The organism is Enterobacter cloacae complex sp. GYL001, from assembly GCF_049237125.1.
Classification (GTDB): Bacteria; Pseudomonadota; Gammaproteobacteria; order Enterobacterales; family Enterobacteriaceae; genus Enterobacter; species Enterobacter hormaechei_C.
On record NZ_JBMKGW010000019.1, the window covers coordinates 40,097 to 61,180 of the forward strand.

The following is a 21,084-nucleotide window of genomic DNA, read 5'->3' on the forward strand; positions in this document are numbered from 1 at the left end:
GGAATTTAACTTAAGGAAATAGCGGGTCTTTTTGCACTTATTCACAGCAATAGTTCGTTCCTGTTTGGGTGATAACAGACAGGGTTAACTAATAACAAACTATTTACGAGCACACTGTGAAAAAACATTTTAAATTTTCGATGGTTAGCATCGCTGTCTCCTTTTTTATGGCAAATCAGGCGGGAGCAGCCAATACCTGGACGGAAGCGCGTAGCGACGCAATGGGCGGAACGGGTGTCGCGGCAGGGAGCTATGGCAGCGGGGCGTTAATCAACCCCGCGTTACTGGCAAAATCTAAGCCCGAGGATGATGTGACGGTTATTTTGCCGTCCGTTGGCGTACAGGTGACCGATGAAGACAATCTTCAGGACGAGATTGATACCATTAATGACAAAATCAATCATTACAAGGATGTGGTTGATAGTCTGACCCCCATTGAAGTTATCACCAATCCATTAGGTTCGATCAATCAGTTCCAGGGCGCAGCGAAAGATCTCGCTGATGAACTGGACTACCTGAAAGGCAAGACCGCACACGCCACCGCAGGGGCGGGGATTGCCGTCAGTATCCCTAACGATGTTCTTTCCGTGGCCTTTATGGCAAAAGGCTATGCCCATGGCCGGGTCAGCTCTTCAATCGATCAGCAGGACATTGATTATCTGCGCGGTATACAACGAAGCGATGCGGTGGCTGCCGGTGTGGCGCTGGATGCCGCGCTAAACGGCACCGATCAGATCACCAAAAACCTTAACTCTACGGCGTCTGGTCGGGCGGCGATTGTATCCGACTACGGTATTGCGGTGGCCCGTCAGTTCGATCTTGGCGGCGTTCCGGTTTCCGTTGGCGTCACGCCGAAGCTGCAAAAAACCTGGCTCTATAACTACACCACTTCAATCTACGATTACGACAGTAATAAGTGGAACGACAGCCGCTACCGTACCGACGACACTGGCTTCAACGTCGATGCCGGTATTGCTGCTGATTTCGGTGAAAACTGGACGGTCGGCGTGAGCGGGCAAAACCTGATGTCGCGCGATATCGATACCAAAGATATCCGCATCCGCAACGGGCGTACGGGAGAGGTGGTGAGTTATAAAGACACTTATCAGATCCGTCCGCTGGTCACTGCCGGGGCCGCCTGGCACAACGATCTGGTCACGCTGACCGCAGACGGCGATCTGACCGAAACCAAGGGCTTTAAAAGCGAAGACACCTCCCAGTACGTTGGCGTTGGTGCCGAAGTCACGCCACTGAGCTGGCTGGCAGTACGCGCCGGTTATCGTGCGGATATGAAAGGGAACGACAGCAACGTCTTTACCGGCGGTGTCGGTTTCGCGCCGTTCAACTCCGTCCACGTTGACCTGATGGGGCTTTATGGCGAAGACGAGACCTGGGGCGCAGGGGCACAGTTGAGCATGACGTTCTAAAGTACACCGGAGGCGCTGCGCCTCCGGCTTTTCTTTGTGCTATAGTAGCGCCCCTTTTCCACCAGATGCTTAAAACTTCGCCATGTCGTCAGAATTCCAGACCGCTTTCCCTGCACACCGTTTCTCCATTGCGCCAATGCTCGACTGGACGGACAGACACTGCCGCTATTTCCTGCGTCAGCTCTCCCGCCATACGCTGCTGTACAGCGAAATGGTCACTACCGGCGCAATTATTCACGGCAAGGGCGATTATCTGGCGTACAGCGAAGAGGAGCATCCGGTTGCGCTGCAACTGGGTGGCAGCGATCCGGCTGCGCTGGCGCAGTGCGCGAAGCTGGCTGAAGAACGCGGCTATGACGAGATTAACCTCAACGTCGGTTGCCCGTCTGACCGAGTGCAAAACGGTATGTTCGGCGCGTGTCTGATGGGTAATGCACATCTGGTGGCGGACTGTATCAAAGCGATGCGCGACGTCGTCTCTATCCCGGTTACGGTCAAAACCCGTATCGGCATAGACGACCAGGACAGCTACGAGTTTCTGTGTGATTTCATCAACACCGTATCAGGGAAGGGTGAATGCGAGATGTTTATCATCCACGCCCGTAAAGCCTGGCTCTCTGGCCTCAGCCCGAAAGAAAACCGCGAGATCCCGCCGCTGGACTACCCGCGTGTGTACCAGCTAAAACGCGACTTCCCGCACCTGACCATGTCGATCAACGGCGGTATTACGTCGCTGGACGAGGCCAAAGCGCATCTCGAACATATGGATGGCGTGATGGTCGGACGCGAGGCGTATCAGAATCCGGGCATTCTGGCGACGGTTGACCGGGAAATCTTTGGCGTTGACGGTGCTGACACCGATCCCGTGGCAGTAGTGCGCGCCATGTATCCGTACATTGAGCGCGAGCTGAGTCATGGTACGTATCTGGGCCATATTACCCGCCATATGCTTGGCCTGTTCCAGGGCATTCCTGGCGCGCGCCAGTGGCGTCGTTATCTCAGCGAGAACGCGCATAAGGCCGGTGCGGATATTGAGGTCCTGGAACACGCGCTGCGTCTGGTTGCGGATAAACGTTAAATTTCGCTAAAAGATGGTCAAATACGCCACGCCCTGCAAGACATTGCGGGGCGTTTTGCTTTCAGAACAACGACTTATTTTTGGCATGTTTCTTGTAACGATCGCAGCATCATTCGGGAACTCGTGGGAGAGCACCATGCTGGAACTACTTTTTGTGATTGGCTTCTTTATCATGCTGATGGTCACGGGCGTATCGCTGCTCGGTATCCTGGCCGCGCTCGTCGTGGCCACGGTGGTGATGTTTGTTGGCGGTTTATTTGCCCTGACGATTAAACTCTTGCCGTGGTTACTTCTGGCGATTGCGGTGGTATGGGCGATACGGGCGATTAAATCACCAAAACTGCCCACTTATCAGCGTAATAACCGCTTCCGTTACTAAGGTATTGAGGTGTACGTCACATACCTGCAACTTTTCCGGCAGCAATCCTTAGAACAGAATAGGATTTACTTATCGAATCTGTCACTATGGCTGCCGCTAAAGAATTCATCGAGCTGTACCCTACATACAGCCGAACTAAAAAAAGAAAGGGCTTCCCACGGGAAGCCCAATTTCTTTTTATGGCTCAGGGAATTAACAGACTTGATCCCTGCGTTGCCCGGCTCTCCAGCACCTCATGCGCGCGCTGCGCATCGGTCAGCGGATATTTCTGCGCCTCTGCCACATCCACTTTAATTACCCCACTGGCGATCAGCGAGAACAGCTCGTTGCTGGCTTCCTCAAGTTCTTCCCGGTTGGTGATGTAACCTTGCAGGGAAGGGCGAGTGACATATAGCGACCCTTTCTGATTCAGAATGCCCAGGTTGACGCCGGTGACTGCCCCGGAGGCGTTTCCGAAGCTCACCATCAGCCCGCGACGTTGCAGGCAGTCCAGCGAAGATTCCCAGGTGTCTTTCCCCACCGAGTCATACACCACGCGGACCTTTTTGCCGCCAGTGATCTCTTTCAGCCGCTCAACTATGCTCTCTTCCCGGTAGTTGATCACCTGCCATGCGCCCGCGTCCAGCGCGCGCTGCGCTTTTTGCGCGCTGCCAGTGGTGCCGATCAGCTTCGCGCCCAGGGCTTTCGCCCACTGGCAGGCAATCAGCCCCACGCCACCTGCGGCTGCGTGAAACAGGAATTGCTCGTCAGGCTTAATTTCGTAGGTTTTGCGCAGCAGATAATAGACCGTCAGCCCTTTCAGGAATGAGGCGGCAGCCTGCTCGAAGCCGATCGCATTTGGCAGAAGCGCCGCTTTCTCGGCCGGAACGTTATGGATGGAGCTGTAAGCGCCCAGCGCCGACTGCGCGTACACCACGCGATCGCCTTCCTTAATGTGCTTAACCGCGCTGCCCACTTTGCTGACGATACCGGCCGCCTCGGTGCCCAGTCCGCTCGGCATCGACGGAGGCGGATAGAGGCCGCCGCGAATATAGGTATCGATGTAGTTAATGCCGATCGCTTTGTTTTCCACCTGGATTTCGTTCTCGCCAGGCGCAGCGGGGGTAAATTCCACCGCTTTGAGTACGTCAGGGCCACCATGCTTGTGAAATTCAATACGTGTTGCCATGCTTCCTCCAGAATGTGGTAATCTTTCGACCCACTCTTTATCTCGGTAACTCCATTCACTATGGCAGGAAACAAACCCTTCAACAAACAGACTGAACCTCGTGAGCGTGATTATCAGGTCGCCGGGTTAAAAGTCCCGCCGCACTCGATTGAAGCGGAACAGTCGGTGTTGGGCGGTTTAATGCTGGATAACGAACGCTGGGACGACGTCGCCGAGCGTGTTGTCGCGGAAGACTTCTATACCCGCCCGCACCGCCATATCTTTACGGAAATGGCGCGTTTGCAGGAGTCGGGCAGCCCTATCGACCTGATTACGCTCGCAGAATCGCTGGAGCGTCTGGGACAGCTCGACAGCGTCGGCGGATTTGCCTATCTGGCAGAACTGTCAAAAAACACGCCAAGTGCCGCGAACATCAGCGCTTACGCTGATATCGTTCGTGAACGTGCCGTTGTCCGCGAGATGATCTCGGTGGCGAATGAGATCGCCGAGGCCGGTTTCGATCCCCAGGGGCGCACCAGCGAAGATCTGCTCGACCTGGCGGAATCCCGCGTCTTTAAAATCGCCGAAAGCCGTGCGAACAAAGACGAAGGCCCGAAAAATATCGCCGATGTGCTCGACGCCACGGTTGCGCGTATTGAGCAGCTTTTCCAGCAGCCGCACGATGGCGTGACGGGGGTGAACACCGGTTATGACGATCTCAACAAGAAAACGGCAGGTCTTCAGCCATCGGATTTGATTATCGTCGCGGCGCGTCCGTCGATGGGTAAAACGACATTTGCGATGAACCTCGTCGAAAACGCGGCGATGTTGCAGGATAAGCCGGTGCTTATCTTCAGTCTTGAGATGCCCTCTGAACAGATCATGATGCGTTCTCTGGCGTCCCTGTCGCGCGTGGATCAGACCCGCATCCGTACCGGTCAGCTGGACGATGAGGACTGGGCGCGGATCTCCGGCACCATGGGGATTTTGCTGGAAAAACGGAACATCTATATCGATGACTCCTCCGGCCTGACGCCGACGGAAGTGCGCTCCCGCGCGCGCCGTATCGCCCGTGAACACGGTGGCATCGGCCTCATCATGATCGACTACCTTCAGCTGATGCGCGTTCCGTCGCTTTCCGACAACCGTACGCTGGAGATTGCCGAGATTTCCCGCTCGCTCAAGGCGTTAGCCAAAGAGCTGCACGTGCCGGTGGTGGCGCTATCGCAGCTTAACCGCTCTCTGGAACAACGTGCAGACAAGCGCCCGGTCAACTCCGACCTGCGTGAATCCGGCTCCATCGAGCAGGATGCCGACTTAATCATGTTCATCTACCGTGATGAGGTTTATCACGAGAACAGCGATCTGAAAGGGATCGCCGAAATTATTATTGGTAAGCAACGTAACGGCCCCATCGGTACGGTACGTCTGACCTTTAACGGCCAGTGGTCGCGTTTCGACAACTATGCCGGTCCTCAATATGATGATGAGTAATTTCTAAGGAATTCAAATGCAAGCGGCAACTGTTGTTATTAACCGCCGCGCTCTGCGACACAACCTGCAACGTCTGCGAGAACTGGCGCCCGCCAGTCAGCTCGTTGCAGTCGTGAAAGCGAACGCTTACGGACACGGTCTTCTTGAGACCGCGCGAACGCTCCCCGATGCCGACGCTTTTGGCGTCGCCCGTCTCGAAGAAGCTCTCCACCTGCGCGCAGGTGGAATTACGCAACCGATACTGCTCCTGGAAGGCTTTTTTGAAGCCTCGGACCTGCCGACCATTGCCGATCAGCACCTGCACACGGCGGTGCATAACGAAGAACAGCTGGCCGCGCTGGAAACGGCTGAACTGAGCGAGCCGGTCACCGTCTGGATGAAGCTCGACACGGGCATGCACCGTCTGGGCGTGCGGCCGGAAAGCGCGGAGGCGTTTTATCAGCGTCTGAGTCAGTGCAAAAATGTGCGTCAGCCAGTGAATATCGTCAGCCACTTTGCCCGCGCCGATGAGCCTGAATGCGGCGCAACAGAACAGCAGCTTGATATCTTCAACACCTTCTGCGAAGGCAAATCGGGGATGCGCTCCATTGCGGCGTCCGGCGGGATCCTGCTATGGCCGCAGTCGCACTTCGACTGGGCGCGTCCGGGCATCATTCTTTATGGCGTTTCGCCGCTGGAGAACAAACCCTGGGGGCCGGACTTTGGCTTTAAGCCGGTTATGTCGCTGGTTTCAAAGCTGATTGCCGTGCGTGAGCACAAAGCGGGAGAGCCGGTGGGTTACGGCGGCACCTGGACCAGCGAGCACGACACGCGTCTTGGCGTGGTGGCGATGGGCTACGGCGACGGCTATCCCCGCGCCGCGCCAACAGGGACGCCGGTGCTGGTCAATGGACGCGAAGTCAAGATTGTCGGTCGCGTGGCGATGGACATGATTTGTGTTGATCTTGGGCCCGACGCGCAGGATAAAGCGGGGGACGATGCGGTGATGTGGGGGGAAGGCCTGCCGGTAGAGCGTATTGCTGAAATAACAAAAGTGAGTGCTTACGAACTTATCACGCGCCTTACCTCAAGGGTCGCGATGAAATACGTCGACTAAGCATGAGCGGGATGCGATGCATCCCGCTTCTGTTAACATCCCCTCGATCTTCTTCCGCTTCCGGTTTATTGTTGAATGCCCTGCCTCATAATAATCCGGAGAACATCGCGTGTTTCAGAAAGTAGACGCCTACGCCGGCGACCCTATCCTCTCCTTGATGGAGCGTTTCAAAGAAGATCCTCGCAGCGACAAAGTGAACCTCAGCATTGGTCTTTACTACAACGAAGACGGCATCATTCCTCAGTTGAAAGCCGTTGCCGAAGCTGAAGCGCGTCTGAACGCAACCCCGCACGGTGCTTCGCTTTATCTGCCGATGGAAGGATTAAACACCTACCGCAACACTATCGCGCCGCTGCTGTTTGGTGCGGACCACGCGGTGCTCGCGCAAAAGCGCGTGGCGACTATCCAGACGCTGGGTGGCTCGGGTGCGCTAAAGGTAGGCGCAGATTTCCTGAAAAAGTACTTCCCGGATTCCGGCGTGTGGGTCAGCGACCCGACGTGGGAAAACCACGTTGCGATCTTCGAGGGCGCGGGCTTTAAGGTGGCGACCTATCCGTGGTTCGACAGCGAAACCAACGGCGTGCGCGTTGATGCGCTGCTGGAAAAACTGAACACCCTGCCGGAGCGCAGTATCGTATTGCTGCATCCGTGCTGCCATAACCCGACCGGTGCGGACCTCACCGATGCCCAGTGGGATGCGGTGATCGAGATACTGAAGGCGCGTAACCTGATCCCGTTCCTCGACATCGCCTATCAGGGCTTTGGCGCGGGCATGGAGGAAGACGCCTACGCCATTCGCGCGATTGCCAGCGCGGGGCTTCCCGCTCTGGTCAGCAACTCGTTCTCAAAAATCTTCTCCCTGTACGGCGAGCGCGTTGGCGGCCTGTCCGTGGTGTGTGAAGACGCCGAAGCCGCGGGACGCGTACTCGGTCAGCTGAAAGCGACGGTCCGCCGTATCTACTCCAGCCCGCCGAACTTTGGTGCGCAGGTGGTGGCGACAGTTCTCGGTGACGAAACGCTGAAAGCGTCCTGGCTTGCGGAAGTGGAAGCGATGCGTAAGCGCATCCTGTCGATGCGTCAGGAGCTGGTTAACGTCCTGAAAGAGGCCGTGCCTGGGCATAACTTTGATTATCTTCTCAAGCAACGCGGGATGTTCAGCTACACCGGACTGAGCGCAGCGCAGGTCGATCGCCTGCGCGAAGAGTTCGGTGTCTACCTGATCGCCAGCGGCCGTATGTGCGTGGCGGGTCTGAATGCCAGCAACGTCCAGCGCGTGGCGCAGGCGTTTGCATCCGTAATGTAAGCATTCACTTACTTGCATACTGTATGTAGGCCGGGTAAGGCGTAGCCGCCACCCGGCTTTTTTGTTCGCGCCGGTGCCAGTCATTGCCCGGTGGCGCTTCGCTTCCCGGACCTACACGTTTCTTCTGCGCTTTGTGATCGTCTTCTTTTTATTCAGCTCCATAAGTAAAAACTCCTTTCCTTCCCCTACCGCTGGGGTTATGGTCGGATAGTTTTTTGACCATCCGCTCAAAATAAAAAGATAACAAACTGAATATTCAGGGGAAAATATGCGCAAGATCACACTGGCGCTCAGCGCCGCCTGCTTATTGTTCTCGCTTAATAGCGCCGTTGTTGCACGGGCTTCTGCACCCACGCCGCTTTACACCGGCACTACCGCCGCCATTCTTGCCGAACAGGCTCCCATTCACTGGGTTTCAGTGGCACAAATCGAAAATAGCCTGACGGGTCGCCCGCCGATAGCCGTGGGCTTCGATATTGACGATACCGTTCTCTTCTCCAGCCCCGGTTTCTGGCGCGGTAAAAAAACGTACTCCCCGGACAGCGAAGCCTATCTGAAAAACCCGGAATTCTGGGAAAAGATGAACAACGGCTGGGATGAGTTCAGTATCCCGAAAGAGGTTGCCCGCGCGCTGATCGCCATGCACGTAAAGCGCGGCGACAGCATTTACTTCGTGACCGGACGTAGCCAGACCAAAACCGAAACCGTCTCGAAAACGCTACAGGATGATTTCCTGATCCCGGCGGCCAGCATGAACCCGGTCATTTTTGCCGGGGACCAGGAAGGGCAAAACACCAAAACCCAGTGGCTGGAAAAGAAAAATATCAAAGTGTTCTACGGGGATTCAGATAACGACATCACCGCGGCGCAAGACGTGGGAGCCAGAGGCATCAGGGTGTTACGCGCCTCGAACTCCACCTACCGACCGCTGCCGATGGCCGGAAAATTTGGTGAAGAGGTGATCGTTAACTCTGAATACTGACGCATTAACGGCGGGGTGAATGCTTTTTTAAGCAAATCTCGCCGCGCGGGTTTTACCTTTCGCTTTCTTGCTGCACACTTAGAAAGATTCACCTTTCATAATGGAGCAGCACATGTGGTATCAACAGACCCTGACCTTAAGCGCAAAACCACGCGGATTTCACCTTGTGACGGACGAAGTCATCGGGCAAATCCGCGACCTGTCGCGCGTCAAAACGGGTTTGCTGCATCTGCTGCTTCAGCACACGTCTGCTTCTCTCACGCTCAATGAAAATTGCGATCCCACCGTCCGGTCCGACATGGAGCACCATTTTCTGAAGAGCGTCCCGGACAACGCGCCTTATGAGCATGACTATGAGGGGGCGGACGATATGCCTTCGCATATTAAATCCTCCCTGCTGGGCGTATCGTTGATGCTGCCGGTCCACAACGGACGGCTACTGCTGGGAACGTGGCAGGGGATCTGGCTGGGAGAACATCGCATTCACGGTGGTTCGCGTAAAATTATCGCAACGCTACAAGGGGAATAAAGATGACAATTTCGGAGATACTTCAGTACTGCATGAGTAAGCCGGGTGCGGAACAAAGCGTTCACAGCGACTGGAAAGCCACGCAGATCAAAGTGGGTGATGTGCTGTTCGCGATGGTGAAAGAGGTGGATGCGCGGCCTGCGGCATCACTGAAAACCAGTCCGGAACTGGCCGACTTACTGCGCCAGCAGCACGATGATGTCAGGCCAAGTAAGCATCTGAATAAAGCGCACTGGAGTACGGTGTTTCTCGACGGCTCGCTGCCAGATTCGCAAATTTACTACCTGGTGGATGCGTCGTATCTACAGGCGGTTGAACTGCTGCCGGAAACGATCCGACAGCAGCTCTCTGTGTGACGATTACAGCAACGGTTTGAGGAAGCGCGCGGTGTGCGAGGCTTCGCACTCTGCAACGGTCTCTGGCGTACCGGAGACGAGGATTTCACCGCCGCCGCTGCCGCCTTCCGGGCCGAGATCGACAATCCAGTCAGCGGTTTTAATCACGTCCAGGTTGTGCTCAATCACCACGATGGTGTTGCCCTGATCGCGCAGCTGGTGCAGCACGTCCAGCAGCTGCTGGATATCCGCAAAGTGCAGGCCGGTGGTCGGCTCATCCAGAATATACAGCGTCTGACCGGTACCGCGTTTGGACAGCTCACGCGCCAGCTTCACGCGCTGCGCTTCACCGCCGGACAGCGTTGTCGCTGACTGCCCCAGACGAATATAGGTCAGACCCACATCCATCAGGGTTTGCAGCTTACGCGCCAGCGCAGGGACGGCGTCAAAGAACTCGCGCGCCTCTTCGATGGTCATATCCAGCACTTCGTGGATGGTCTTGCCTTTGTACTTAATCTCCAGCGTTTCGCGGTTATAACGCTTACCTTTGCACTGGTCGCACGGCACGTAGATATCCGGCAGGAAGTGCATCTCAACCTTGATTACGCCGTCGCCCTGGCACGCTTCACAGCGGCCGCCGCGCACGTTAAAGCTGAAACGGCCTGGCGTATAGCCGCGTGAACGCGCTTCCGGCACGCCGGCAAAGAGTTCACGTACGGGCGTAAAGACGCCGGTATAGGTCGCCGGGTTGGAACGCGGCGTACGGCCAATCGGGCTCTGATCGATGTCGATAACCTTGTCGAAATGCTCCAGCCCCTGAATGTCGCGGTACGGCGCAGGCTCGGCCAGCGTCGCGCCGTTCAGCGCCGTCTGCGCAATCGGGAACAGCGTATCGTTGATCAGCGTCGATTTACCGGAACCGGACACGCCGGTGATGCAGGTAAACAGCCCGACAGGCAGCGTCAGGGTCACGTCCTTCAGGTTGTTGCCGCGCGCGCCGGTCAGCTTCAGCACTTTTTCCGGGTTCGCCGCCACGCGCTGTTTCGGCACTTCAATTTTGCGCTTGCCGCTCATGTACTGGCCGGTCAGCGATTCAGGCACCGCCATGATGTCTTTCAGCGTCCCTTCCGCGACCACCTGGCCGCCGTGTACGCCTGCGCCCGGGCCGATGTCGATCACGTGGTCCGCGGCGCGGATCGCATCTTCGTCGTGCTCGACCACGATTACCGTGTTGCCGAGGTTACGCAGGTGAACCAGCGTGCCGAGCAGGCGTTCGTTGTCGCGCTGGTGCAGGCCGATAGACGGCTCATCCAGCACGTACATCACGCCGACTAAGCCCGCGCCAATCTGGCTCGCCAGACGGATACGCTGGGCTTCACCGCCGGACAGCGTTTCAGCCGAGCGGGAAAGCGTCAGGTAGTTCAGACCGACGTTCACGAGGAACTTGAGGCGATCGCCGATCTCTTTCAGCACTTTTTCAGCGATTTTCGCGCGCTGACCGGAGAGCTTCAGGTTGTTGAAGAAGTCCATCGCGTGGCCGATGCTCATGTCTGAGATGGTCGGCAGCGCCGTGTTTTCGACAAACACGTGACGCGCTTCGCGACGCAGACGTGTACCCTCGCAGGTGGCGCAGGAGCGGTTGCTGATGAACTTCGCCAGCTCCTCACGCACCGCGCTGGATTCGGTCTCTTTGTAGCGGCGCTCCATGTTGTGCAACACCCCTTCGAACGGGTGGCGACGCACGGAAGTGTCACCGCGATCGTTCATGTACTTGAACTCAATATTCTCTTTGCCGGAACCGAACAGGATCACTTTATGTACGTTCGCGCTCAGGCTGGCCCACGGGGCTTCAACGTCGAACTTATAGTGCTCAGCCAGCGATTTCAGCATCTGGAAGTAGTAAAAATTACGCTTATCCCAGCCGCGAATAGCGCCACCCGCCAGCGACAGTTCCGGGTTTTGGATCACACGGTCCGGGTCGAAATACTGCTGAACGCCCAGGCCGTCACAGGTCGGGCACGCGCCCGCCGGGTTGTTGAACGAGAACAGGCGCGGTTCCAGCTCGCGCATGCTGTAGCCGCAAATCGGACAGGCGAAGTTGGCGGAGAAGAGCAGCTCTTCCGCTTTTGCATCGTCCATGTCTGACACCACCGCCGTGCCACCCGACAGTTCCAGCGCCGTTTCAAAGGATTCCGCCAGACGCGTCGCCAGATCTTCACGTACCTTAAAGCGGTCAATCACCACTTCGATGGTGTGTTTCTTTTGCAGCTCCAGCTTTGGCGGATCGGACAGGTCACACACTTCGCCGTCGATACGGGCGCGGATATAGCCCTGGCTTGCCAGGTTTTCCAGCGTTTTAGTGTGTTCGCCCTTACGCTCTTTAATGATTGGCGCCAGCAGCATCAGGCGTTTGCCTTCCGGCTGCGACAGCACGTTATCCACCATCTGGCTCACGGTTTGTGCCGCCAGCGGGACATCGTGGTCCGGGCAGCGCGGCTCGCCCACGCGCGCATACAGCAGACGCAGGTAGTCATGGATTTCGGTAATGGTACCGACCGTGGAGCGCGGGTTATGCGATGTGGATTTCTGCTCAATGGAGATAGCAGGGGACAACCCTTCAATGTGGTCGACATCCGGTTTTTCCATCAGCGACAGGAACTGACGCGCGTACGCCGAGAGCGATTCAACGTAACGACGCTGTCCTTCGGCATACAAAGTGTCGAAAGCCAGTGAGGATTTGCCAGACCCCGAAAGCCCGGTCACGACGATGAGTTTGTCGCGAGGGATTATGAGGTTGATATTCTTGAGATTATGGGTGCGGGCGCCCCGAACTTCGATCTTATCCATTCACCTTTCCCGGTTGGAACACGGATTGCCTGATTTGTTTGAAGGACAAACGGCTGTCAGAAACGGCTAATTATGACACAAAATGACCTGTTTGAATATACAGTATTGGAATGCATTTTCTGATTCACTGTGTAACAATGTCGAGTTCGCGGGAGAACTCTTGAACGTGCTACGCAACTATCAAAGTGCAGCATGGAAATGGTACACTCGCGCGTTTACACTATTAAGAAACGTATTCAGGAGACACGAACATGGCCAGCAGAGGCGTAAACAAGGTGATTCTCGTCGGTAATCTGGGCCAGGACCCGGAAGTACGCTACATGCCGAGTGGTGGCGCAGTTGCCAACATTACGCTGGCTACTTCCGAATCCTGGCGTGATAAAGCGACCGGAGAAATGAAAGAGCAGACCGAATGGCACCGCGTTGTGCTGTTTGGCAAACTGGCCGAAGTGGCCGGTGAGTATCTGCGTAAAGGTTCTCAGGTCTATATCGAAGGCCAGCTGCGTACCCGCAAATGGACCGACCAATCCGGCGCTGAGAAGTACACCACGGAAGTGGTGGTGAATGTGGGCGGCACCATGCAAATGCTGGGTGGTCGTCAGGGCGGTGGCGCACCGGCAGGTGGCGGTCAGAATCAGCAGCAGGGTGGTTGGGGTCAGCCTCAGCAGCCTCAGGGCGGCAACCAGTTCAGCGGCGGCGCGCAGTCCCGTCCGCAGCAGCAGTCTGCTCCGGCACCGTCTAACGAACCGCCAATGGATTTCGACGACGATATCCCGTTCTGATATCCAGACGCGTGAAAAACAAAAAACCCAGACAATGTCTGGGTTTTTTTATAACAGGCTATCAGGTAATCACCATCGGCCAGTCTGGCGGAGTGTGGCTCATGGCTTCAACCATCACCACTTTAATGTTTTCCCAGACGGCGGCAATGTCTACCAGCGTAATGCCAAGCAAACCTGTCGCGAACCAGCATGCGGCGCCCAACCCTAACAGGGTGCTAATCACAGCAAGACCTGCGTAGTCGGACTTTCGAAACTGAATGTTTAACGTGCTGGCCAGGAACATCAAAACCGCGCTCAACAACGGCCAGCGCAGGAGCACCATGCTGGTGGTAATGGTTGCCATAAAACCCATCCTCGACAAAACAGACGAACTGGAATGAAACAATGTTTCTCGTTACATAAGATGTGTGAACTATATCACATTTGCTGTTTTATTCGCCAGTATCCGCGTGAGGTAAAAGTGGGATTATTGCCGGGGAAAATATATCGTCGTCGCTCAGAACGACGTCTGGTCGGAATTTTTATTTTTATTTCATCCAGATAGTAAAACCTTTGCAAAACGCCATCGGCTGTATAGCGTTTACAGCAGTATATCTATGGATTATGCTTGTCTGGAACAATAAATGTACCCGCAAAAATAATTCATCGCATTGAATTAATTGACTTTTTTGGATTTTGTATTCTTTGTTTTACACTCGGCATGCTCTTTGATTTCGTGGTCTTATTCTTTTATTCAGATATGAATTATTGCGGTTGCTCTCTCGATTAATGACCTGCGAAAAGATAATGAAAGAAAAAAGACGCGAGATTATTAACGACAGCATGCAGGCGCTGCATGCCCTGGCGAAGCTGATGCCGCAACTCAACGCGCAGTGTTCGCCGGTTGAAATGCTGGAAATTATCAACAGCGCACTGGGGGCAAATCTCTCATGGGTCAGTGTCGAATCCGCAGACGGGCCGCGCGTGGTTTGTGCCGGCGACGTGACGTGTCACGCCTTTAACGTGGCGGATTTTCTTGCCAGCACCCTGTTGCAGCGGCATCAGCGCGCCTGGCGGGTGATCTACTGGAAAGAGCATATTGGCCGGGCGGTATTTTCCCCTCAGCACCCAGGCTATGCGCGGCTGCAAAGCGGCGTGCTGTGTAAATTCTCAGCGCATGGCAGACAGTGCAGTGGTTATTTCTTTTTGGCTTTTAATGAAAAACTGACCTCGTTGCCGATATTGAAAAATATCGTGGTGGTATTGGTTGAGAAGCTAAAAGATTATTTTGATGACATCATCGTGCGGGAAAAAACGGCGCAGGAAATGCAGCGCGTCGTCACGCAATATAAAACCTTATTTGAGCGTGCTCCGGTATTAATGAATGCCTTTGACAGGCATAACCGGTGTGTATTGTGGAATGCCGAATGCGAAAAAGTCTTTGGCTGGAGTATGACTGAAATCGGCGAGCATCCCGATCCGCTGGCCCTGTTTTACCCGGATCCTGAGGAGCGACAGCGCGTGCAGGAGTCGGTTCGTTTCGCACCACTTAAGGATATGTACGAATGGCACCCGGTGCGTAAAGACGGGACGCAGTTAACCATTCTCTGGTCAAACATCCTTTTGCCGGATAACTCCATTCTCAACATTGGCCTGGATATCACCGAACGTAAAAAAGCAGAACAGCAGCTGACCGTCAAAGCCACCACGGACGATCTGACGGGCTGTCTGAATCGCTCGACAATCTTACAGCGTCTCAAAATAGCGCTGGCAGCCAGTTCGCCGCAGGATGTCAGTAGCCACTTCTGTCTCCTGATGTTCGATCTCGATTATTTCAAGCAGATCAACGATCGGTGGGGACATCAGGTTGGCGATGCGGCATTGATCCACTTTTGCGACCGTATTCGCGAGGTGAGCCCGGCAGGGTCGGCGCTGGGACGGGTGGGGGGCGAAGAGTTTGTTCTTCTGCTGGCGCACACGGATGGTATGGCCGCTACGTTGCTCTCTTCCCGGCTGCGTGCCGCGCTGATCTCAAAACCGCTGCGTGTGGGCGATAAAACGCTGGTACTCTCTTTCAGCGCCGGGGTGGTTGAAGTCTGTCAGGGGCAACGGGATACTTCTGCCATACTGATGCGTGCCGATAAGGCATTATATGACGCCAAGCGTACGGGAAGAGGAAAAACGGTCCTGGCGTCTGATTATTTATAAATCAGCATAAGAACAAAGAGCAGGCTATTTCAGCCAGCGAATTTTCCACACCTGTCGCGGGTAATTATTTTCCTTATCAGAAACGAAATGAATACTTTTAGTTTGGCTTACGGGAAAATATTATCGGCATCACGAATTTTAGGATTTTTAATACCAAAAGTCAGTTGCTAACTTCCCATGATTCATGCAACGTAATCACCTGTTTATCAAAGCAGCCGGCTTCATTGCTACAGGCGTACAACATGCAGGGATACAGAGCGGGAAATGAATCGTAGCGCGCTGCGCAACATGCTCAAAGTGGTCGGGATTATCATGGTAGTTATGCTGCCGGTGATGCTTGCGCTATGGTTTGCCCAGCTTAGAGCCGTGTCGGAAATCAGCGCCCAGCTGCGCACGTTTGCTGAACTTGCTTTAAACAAAACTGAACGGGTTATTCAACAGGTTGATCTGGCCCGGGAAGACGCGGAAAAATATCAGGGAAAAGTGTGTACGCCGGAGCATCGTCAATATATGTTGAACGTTTCCCGCGGTCGTCTTTTTGTTGCCGATTTAATTTATGCTGAAGGCCAGTCGTTTCTCTGCTCGACCCTTTTTACGCCGGATCATCCTTACACCATTCCCGCTGCCAATTACACACGTAAACCCGACGTTGCTATCTATTATTTTCGCGATACGCCATTTTTTGATGGTTATAAAATGATATATATGCAGCGCGGAAATTATGTCGCAGTGGTCAACCCGCTTTCGTACAGTGAGGTGATGTCAGACGATCGTTCCCTGTCGTGGGGGGTGTATGACACCATCAGCAATGCATTCTTTTCTGTAAGCCAGAAAGCTAATATTTCTTTATTGCATTCGATGCTTCGACATCAGGAAACGACTTTTCAGAAAGATGACCGTTTTTATACGATCGTGAAATCCGGGCAGCGGCCGATTGCGGCCATCGTTTCAACCTCCAGCGCCCGTTTTTATAAAATGCTTTTTCATCAGGCTACCCTGACGCTACCGCTGGGGATAATTTGCAGCATTATTATTCTGCTGGTGTGGTCGCGTACACACCGTGAATTCAATTCGCCTGGCCGACTTCTGCACCGGGCGCTCAATAAACGCCAGCTGTGCGTCCATTATCAGCCCATTATTGATATTAAAAATAACCAGTGCGTGGGGGCAGAGGCGTTGTTGCGCTGGCCTGGATTCAACGGTCAGGTTATGAGCCCGGCGGAATTTATTCCCCTGGCAGAAAAAGAGGGGATGATTGAGCGCATTACGGATTACGTCGTGGAGGAGGTGTTCAGCGATCTGGGCCATTTTCTTGCCGCTCATCCCGATCTGTATGTCTCGATTAACCTGTCGGCGTCGGATTTTCACTCTTCGCGTCTTATCGCCCTGATCTCCGACAAAGTCCGCTTTTACTCGGTTCGCGCGCAGCAAATCAAAATTGAGGTGACGGAGCGGGGGTTTATTGACGTGCCAAAAACTACGCCGGTCATTCAGGCGTTTCGCCAGGCGGGGTATGAAGTGGCGATTGATGATTTCGGAACCGGCTACTCTAACCTGCATAACCTCTATTCGCTGAACGTCGATATCCTGAAAATCGACAAATCCTTTATCGATACCTTAACCACCAACAGCACCAGCCACCTGATTGCCGAGCACATCATTGAGATGGCGCAAAGCCTGCGGCTGAAAACCATTGCGGAAGGGGTCGAGACGGGGGAGCAGGTGAGCTGGTTACTGAAGCGTGGCGTGCAGTATTGTCAGGGATGGCACTTCGCGAAAGCGATGCCGCCCCAGGCATTTATGGCCTGGCAGCAGCAACCCTTGCGTTAACACGCATTAATTGAGCTGATGGCGGTAGTCGCTCGGCGTACGGTCAAACTCGCGGCGGAAGACGCGGGAAAAGGTCTGCTGCGACACATAGCCCAGATCCATTGCGATATCAAAAATGGGCCGCTGCGTGGAGCGTAACGCCTGCGCCGCCAGCAGGAGCCTGCGCTGGCGAATGTAATCACCCAGCGTTTGATGCATTACGGTGCGGAACATTCTCTGTAAATACCATTTCGAATAGCCCGACTTCTTAGCGACCACATCAATGTTCAACGGCTGGTCGATATGTTCATCAATCCATTCAATAAGTGTCTGAATAATTTGCTGATGCGACATAAGGTTACCCCTCTGTGGAGACATCTGTCCTGGTTGATTCGTCGTTTTCTCTGCGGGGGAGTATAATTCCTCAAGTTAACTTGAGGTAAAGAGGTTTTATGGAAAAGAGATTACCGCGCATCAAAGCGCTGTTAACCCCCGGTGAAGTGGCTAAGCGAAGCGGTGTGGCGGTGTCGGCACTCCACTTCTATGAAAGCAAAGGGTTAATAAAAAGTATCCGTAACGCCGGAAACCAGCGGCGCTACACCCGCGATGTGCTCCGCTACGTGGCGATCATCAAAATTGCGCAACGTATCGGCATTCCTCTGGCCACCATCGGTGACGCGTTCGGCGTATTGCCGGAAGGGCACTCGCTGAGCGCGAAGGAGTGGAAGCAGCTGTCGTCCCAGTGGCGAGAAGAGCTGGATCGTCGTATTCACACGCTGGTGGCCCTGCGCGATGAGCTGGACGGCTGCATTGGTTGCGGGTGTTTATCACGCAGCGATTGTCCGCTACGTAACCCGGGTGACAGGCTGGGCGAGCAGGGAACGGGGGCGCGGTTGCTGGAGGAGGATTGAGAGGTGTTTGCCGGGTGGCGCTTCGCTTACCCGTCCTACACTCTCGGTTTTGCAGGCCGGGTAAGGCGCAGCCGCCACCCGGCAACAAGCATAAAGAACTAAAGCGCCACTAAGGGCGCTTTAGTTTTTTCCGGTCTTTGTCTTTCTCTCTATCCCGCTGGATCACGGGAGGGTTTCCCCCGACATCAGTACCCCTCGTGTCGAGCTTGTAGAGGAGGTTCCGGTTTGTACTGACACTTTAATTCTATGCCCGGCCGCCGTTTTTGCCACCGGAGACGGTGAGATTTTAGCCGAATTTTTTTCGTGAAGTTGTTCAGTTTTCTATAGTTAAAAAGTATGAATCACCGGAGAACATCATGCTAACGGTCCACCACCTTAATCAGTCTCGTTCACATCGCGTCCTCTGGGCGCTGGAAGAGCTGGGTCTGACGTATGAGATTGTGCGCTACCAGCGCGAGAAATCCATGCTTGCACCGGATTCGCTCAAAAAAGTGCATCCGCTGGGGAAATCCCCGGTACTGGAAGATAACGGACTGGTGCTGGCCGAATCAGGCGCGATTCTGGAATATCTTCAGGAAACGTACGATTCGGCGTCACGATTCAAACCGTTAGATCCCGCCCATAAAGTGCAGTATCGCTTCTGGCTGCATTACGCCGAAGGGTCTTTGATGCCGCTACTGTTAATGAAGCTGGTGTTTAACAGCCTCGGCAAACCACCCGTCCCGTTTGGCCTGCGCACGCTGGGTAAGGCGCTGGGGCAGGGGGTGCAAAAAGCGTATCTCAACCGCCAGCTGGAAACGCATGCGCGCTTTATTAACGATCATCTTGCCGAAAACAGCTGGTTTGCCGGCGACACGCTGACCATGGCTGATATCCAGATGAGTTTTCCCCTCTTCGCCCTGCTGGCGAGAGGCGGCATTGACAATCTCGACCACATAGCGGCGTGGAAACAGAGAGTGGAGGCACGTCCGGGCTGGCAGACAACGCTTGCGAAAGGCGGCCCGCTGACAATCCCCGGCGAGGGATGAAATGTAACGAAATTGCGCATGGACGATAACGTTTGCGCATCCTCTGCTTAATTCTTCATCGTCATGAGGCAATTTTAGCGAAAAACGAGAAAGTTCAGTTGAAAAGGGCGGGTATTAGGCTAGATAATCGTTTGCCTACATTTGACCACCCGTTTTGTAAGCGCGGAGCTAAACGTTTGCTTTTTTTGTGACGCCCCTTTCGTCGCAAACGCAGCACAAGGATTTGACGTTTCGCTGGCAGTGGAGTCTCCACCACGCTTACGGACTTTCAATAAAAATTTTCAGGGGATGTTTTCTATGTCTACGCCATCTGCGCGTACCGGCGGTTCACTTGACGCCATGTTTAAAATTTCTGCTCGCGGCAGCACCGTGCGCCAGGAAGTTGTTGCCGGTCTGACCACGTTTCTGGCGATGGTGTACTCCGTCATCGTGGTGCCAGGCATGCTCGGCAAAGCGGGCTTCCCGCCAGCGGCGGTCTTCGTTGCCACCTGCCTGGTTGCGGGTGTGGGTTCGATTGTGATGGGCCTGTGGGCGAACCTGCCGCTGGCGATCGGGTGCGCCATCTCCCTGACCGCGTTTACCGCCTTCAGCCTGGTGCTGGGCCAGCATATCAGCGTCCCGGTAGCGCTCGGCGCCGTGTTCCTGATGGGCGTGCTGTTCACCGTAATTTCAGCAACCGGCATTCGTAGCTGGATTTTGCGCAACCTGCCGAAGGGCGTGGCGCACGGCACCGGCATCGGTATTGGCCTGTTCCTGCTGCTGATCGCTGCCAACGGCGTGGGTCTGGTCATCAAGAACCCGCTGGACGGCCTGCCGGTTGCGCTGGGTAACTTCGCGAGCTTCCCGGTGATCATGTCGCTGGTGGGTCTGGCGGTGATCATTGGCCTGGAAAAATTGAAAGTGCCGGGCGGCATTCTGCTGACCATTATCGGCGTGTCCATCGTCGGCCTGATCTTCGACCCGACCGTTCATTTCTCCGGGATTTTCGCTATGCCGTCGCTGAGCGATGACAAAGGTAACTCCCTGATTGGCAGCCTGGATATTGTGGGCGCGTTGAACCCGGTGATCCTGCCAAGCGTGCTGGCGCTGGTAATGACCGCGGTGTTTGATGCCACGGGCACCATCCGCGCGGTGGCCGGTCAGGCTAACCTGCTGGATAAAGACGGACAGATTATTGACGGCGGCAAAGCGCTGACCACCGACTCCCTGAGCAGCGTTTTCTCTGGCCTGGTGGGTGCGGCGCCTGCGGCGGTGTACATTGAGTCCGCAGCGGGTACGGCGGCAGGCGGTAAAACCGGCCTGACGGCCATCACCGTTGGCGTGCTATTCCTGCTGATCCTGTTCCTCTCTCCGCTCTCTTATCTGGTGCCGGCTTACGCGACCGCACCTGCGCTGATGTACGTCGGCCTGCTGATGCTGAGCAACGTGGCGAAAATCGACTTCGCGGATTTTGTTGATGCCATGTCCGGCCTGATCACTGCGGTATTCATCGTGCTGACCTGTAACATCGTGACCGGCATTATGATCGGTTTCGCCTCGCTGGTGATTGGGCGTCTGGTCTCCGGTGAGTGGCGTAAGCTGAACATCGGTACCGTGGTCATCGCCGTTGCGCTGGTGGCGTTCTACGCGGGCGGCTGGGCCATCTGAATTGACTTTTTATGCGAAAACGGGTGGCTCAGGCCGCCCGTTTTTATTTTCAGGACTCATCCTGTTGCCTTTTACGTTACTCTGGAGAGGATAGAATAAGAGG

General features: G+C 55.0%; 19 protein-coding genes. 15 read left to right on the plus strand and 4 right to left on the minus strand.

Annotated features, from left to right (window positions below; translation table 11 throughout):
• The first annotated feature begins 140 nt into the window (after positions 1 to 140).
• The 3 genes from traF (at position 141) to pspG (ending at position 2,884) form a co-directional block, all read left to right on the plus strand.
• On the plus strand, positions 141 to 1,427 hold the full coding sequence (gene traF / locus ACOTWU_RS22065; RefSeq protein ID WP_176601513.1) for a conjugal transfer protein TraF: 1,287 nt from the start codon (positions 141 to 143) through the stop codon (positions 1,425 to 1,427).
• An 82-nt stretch (positions 1,428 to 1,509) separates the two neighbouring features.
• A complete protein-coding gene (dusA, locus tag ACOTWU_RS22070; protein WP_126499216.1) occupies positions 1,510 to 2,505 on the plus strand; it encodes a tRNA dihydrouridine(20/20a) synthase DusA in 996 nt (331 codons plus the stop codon).
• A 136-nt stretch (positions 2,506 to 2,641) separates the two neighbouring features.
• A complete protein-coding gene (gene pspG, locus ACOTWU_RS22075) occupies positions 2,642 to 2,884 on the plus strand; it encodes an envelope stress response protein PspG (protein WP_017382623.1) in 243 nt (80 codons plus the stop codon).
• A gap of 184 nt (positions 2,885 to 3,068) precedes the next feature.
• Here the strand turns inward: pspG and ACOTWU_RS22080 are convergent, their stop codons facing one another.
• The gene (locus tag ACOTWU_RS22080) at positions 3,069 to 4,052 is read right to left on the minus strand and encodes a quinone oxidoreductase (protein ID WP_003860300.1); all 984 of its coding nucleotides are present in this window, start codon (positions 4,050 to 4,052) and stop codon (positions 3,069 to 3,071) included.
• 60 nt (positions 4,053 to 4,112) lie between these two features.
• On the opposite strand from ACOTWU_RS22080, the gene dnaB reads away from it, so the two are divergent.
• The 6 genes from dnaB to ACOTWU_RS22110 all read left to right on the plus strand — a co-directional run bounded on the left by dnaB (position 4,113) and on the right by ACOTWU_RS22110 (position 9,791).
• Positions 4,113 to 5,525, plus strand: a complete 1,413-nt coding sequence (gene dnaB / locus ACOTWU_RS22085) for a replicative DNA helicase (protein ID WP_003860298.1) — start codon at positions 4,113 to 4,115, stop codon at positions 5,523 to 5,525.
• A gap of 16 nt (positions 5,526 to 5,541) precedes the next feature.
• Positions 5,542 to 6,621 (plus strand): alanine racemase, encoded by a 1,080-nt coding sequence (alr, locus tag ACOTWU_RS22090; RefSeq protein WP_040117089.1) that lies wholly within the window; start codon positions 5,542 to 5,544, stop codon positions 6,619 to 6,621.
• Positions 6,622 to 6,730: 109 nt separating this feature from the next.
• A complete protein-coding gene (gene tyrB / locus ACOTWU_RS22095) occupies positions 6,731 to 7,924 on the plus strand; it encodes an aromatic amino acid transaminase (RefSeq protein ID WP_023295764.1) in 1,194 nt (397 codons plus the stop codon).
• 268 nt (positions 7,925 to 8,192) lie between these two features.
• Positions 8,193 to 8,906 (plus strand): acid phosphatase AphA, encoded by a 714-nt coding sequence (aphA, locus tag ACOTWU_RS22100; RefSeq protein WP_017382626.1) that lies wholly within the window; start codon positions 8,193 to 8,195, stop codon positions 8,904 to 8,906.
• A 112-nt stretch (positions 8,907 to 9,018) separates the two neighbouring features.
• Entirely contained in the window at positions 9,019 to 9,435 is a 417-nt protein-coding gene (locus ACOTWU_RS22105; protein ID WP_047718423.1) for a secondary thiamine-phosphate synthase enzyme YjbQ, read from the plus strand.
• A 2-nt stretch (positions 9,436 to 9,437) separates the two neighbouring features.
• Positions 9,438 to 9,791 (plus strand): MmcQ/YjbR family DNA-binding protein, encoded by a 354-nt coding sequence (locus tag ACOTWU_RS22110; protein WP_017382628.1) that lies wholly within the window; start codon positions 9,438 to 9,440, stop codon positions 9,789 to 9,791.
• Positions 9,792 to 9,794: 3 nt separating this feature from the next.
• Here ACOTWU_RS22110 and uvrA read toward each other — a convergent pair whose 3' ends face one another.
• Positions 9,795 to 12,617, minus strand: coding sequence for an excinuclease ABC subunit UvrA (uvrA, locus tag ACOTWU_RS22115; protein ID WP_003860287.1), 2,823 nt, complete (start codon positions 12,615 to 12,617; stop codon positions 9,795 to 9,797).
• Between the two features lie 251 nt (positions 12,618 to 12,868).
• Between uvrA and ssb1 the strand changes: the two genes are divergently transcribed.
• Positions 12,869 to 13,399 (plus strand): single-stranded DNA-binding protein SSB1, encoded by a 531-nt coding sequence (ssb1, locus tag ACOTWU_RS22120; RefSeq protein ID WP_006177466.1) that lies wholly within the window; start codon positions 12,869 to 12,871, stop codon positions 13,397 to 13,399.
• A 61-nt stretch (positions 13,400 to 13,460) separates the two neighbouring features.
• Here the strand turns inward: ssb1 and ACOTWU_RS22125 are convergent, their stop codons facing one another.
• The gene (locus tag ACOTWU_RS22125; protein WP_003860282.1) at positions 13,461 to 13,742 is read right to left on the minus strand and encodes a YjcB family protein; all 282 of its coding nucleotides are present in this window, start codon (positions 13,740 to 13,742) and stop codon (positions 13,461 to 13,463) included.
• A gap of 443 nt (positions 13,743 to 14,185) precedes the next feature.
• Here ACOTWU_RS22125 and ACOTWU_RS22130 point away from each other — a divergent pair, with 443 nt between their 5' ends.
• On the plus strand, positions 14,186 to 15,586 hold the full coding sequence (locus ACOTWU_RS22130; RefSeq protein WP_032672109.1) for a sensor domain-containing diguanylate cyclase: 1,401 nt from the start codon (positions 14,186 to 14,188) through the stop codon (positions 15,584 to 15,586).
• Between the two features lie 264 nt (positions 15,587 to 15,850).
• Positions 15,851 to 17,416, plus strand: a complete 1,566-nt coding sequence (locus ACOTWU_RS22135; RefSeq protein WP_126499217.1) for an EAL domain-containing protein — start codon at positions 15,851 to 15,853, stop codon at positions 17,414 to 17,416.
• A 6-nt stretch (positions 17,417 to 17,422) separates the two neighbouring features.
• Here the strand turns inward: ACOTWU_RS22135 and soxS are convergent, their stop codons facing one another.
• Complete coding sequence (soxS, locus tag ACOTWU_RS22140; protein ID WP_003860277.1) at positions 17,423 to 17,749, minus strand: superoxide response transcriptional regulator SoxS; 327 nt, start codon at positions 17,747 to 17,749, stop codon at positions 17,423 to 17,425.
• 98 nt (positions 17,750 to 17,847) lie between these two features.
• Between soxS and soxR the strand changes: the two genes are divergently transcribed.
• From soxR to ghxP, 3 genes are all read left to right on the plus strand, one after another.
• Positions 17,848 to 18,306 carry a redox-sensitive transcriptional activator SoxR gene (soxR, locus tag ACOTWU_RS22145; protein WP_003860275.1) on the plus strand — a complete coding sequence of 153 codons (459 nt, stop codon included), beginning with the start codon at positions 17,848 to 17,850 and terminating at the stop codon, positions 18,304 to 18,306.
• A 356-nt stretch (positions 18,307 to 18,662) separates the two neighbouring features.
• Positions 18,663 to 19,334, plus strand: a complete 672-nt coding sequence (locus ACOTWU_RS22150; RefSeq protein WP_017694715.1) for a glutathione S-transferase family protein — start codon at positions 18,663 to 18,665, stop codon at positions 19,332 to 19,334.
• Positions 19,335 to 19,631: 297 nt separating this feature from the next.
• Complete coding sequence (gene ghxP, locus ACOTWU_RS22155; RefSeq protein ID WP_040117091.1) at positions 19,632 to 20,981, plus strand: guanine/hypoxanthine transporter GhxP; 1,350 nt, start codon at positions 19,632 to 19,634, stop codon at positions 20,979 to 20,981.
• Positions 20,982 to 21,084 lie beyond the last annotated feature (103 nt).